Annotated in this window: 1 rRNA gene; it reads left to right on the top strand. The window is 46.0% G+C overall.

Annotated elements, in window-relative coordinates:
- Window positions 1–166: 166 nt before the first annotated feature.
- Window positions 167–696: ribosomal RNA gene (locus tag CWE13_RS12490) — 23S ribosomal RNA — on the top strand; the annotation flags it as partial.

The raw sequence follows: 696 nt of genomic DNA, 5'->3' as shown, positions 1-696 counted from the left end.
AGAATATTTATCAATCACATTATGTGAGTTGCTCTTTAATAATTTGGACAAGCTGATAAAGAAACAAACGAAGTTTGAACAAGCCAGGTATAACTCACCAGATTAACTTTGGTGGCGTATCGTTCATGTCATGTAAGAAACATAGAACACCGTTTAGGTGTTGTATGGTTAAGTGATTAAGCGTACACGGTGGATGCCTAGGCAGTTGGAGGCGATGAAGGACGTACTAACTTGCGATAAGCCATGATGAGCCAGTAAGAGGCGCATGAGTCATGGATTTCCGAATGGGGAAACCCAGTGAGTTTACTCACTATCCGTAACTGAATACATAGGTTGCGGAGGCGAACCCGGGGAACTGAAACATCTAAGTACCCGGAGGAAAAGAAATCAACCGAGATTCCCTTAGTAGCGGCGAGCGAACGGGGAGCAGCCCTTAAGCTGCATAAGATTTAGTGGAAGGCTCTGGAAAGTGCCACGATAGAGGGTGATAGTCCCGTACACGAAGAATCTTTTACAGTGAAAACGAGTAGGTCGGGACACGTGTTATCTTGACTGAATATGGGGGGACCATCCTCCAAGGCTAAATACTCCCAACTGACCGATAGTGAACTAGTACCGTGAGGGAAAGGCGAAAAGAACCCCTGTGAGGGGAGTGAAATAGAACCTGAAACCGTGTACGTACAAGCAGTAGGAGCC

This window comes from Aliidiomarina shirensis (genome assembly GCF_003987345.1).
In the GTDB taxonomy this organism is placed as follows: Bacteria; Pseudomonadota; Gammaproteobacteria; order Enterobacterales; family Alteromonadaceae; genus Aliidiomarina; species Aliidiomarina shirensis.
The sequence above is the reverse complement of the archived record's forward strand: the minus strand, read 5'-3'. Positions and strand labels throughout refer to the sequence as shown.